The following is a 227-nucleotide window of genomic DNA, read 5'->3' as shown; positions in this document are numbered from 1 at the left end:
CGGCGAATCCATCCGTTGTGTACGGATGTTCCTGTCGCCATCTTGCGATCAGACCAACGAATGGAGACGCCGATGGCCCGTAAGCCGAACTACAGTTTTGAGCGCCAGGAACGTGAGCGGGCGGCGGCGAAGAAGGCGGCGGAGAAGGCGGCCCTGAAAGCCGAGCGAAAAGCCGAAGCGGCGGGCGAAAAATCACCGCCAGAGGACCAGTCGGCGGATTAAAGCAA

General features: G+C 60.8%; 1 protein-coding gene. It reads left to right on the top strand.

Features of this window, described 5'->3' with window-relative positions:
- The coding region (locus ACM0OX_RS35905; protein WP_414520001.1) for a hypothetical protein at nt 1–222 on the top strand (222 nt) is incomplete at its 5' end.
- Between the last annotated feature and the right edge of the window lie 5 nt (nt 223–227).

Origin of the sequence: Nostoc sp. PCC 9305, from assembly GCF_963920915.1 — a bacterium.
In the GTDB taxonomy this organism is placed as follows: Bacteria; Cyanobacteriota; Cyanobacteriia; order Cyanobacteriales; family Nostocaceae; genus Nostoc.
The sequence above is the reverse complement of the archived record's forward strand: the minus strand, read 5'-3'. Positions and strand labels throughout refer to the sequence as shown.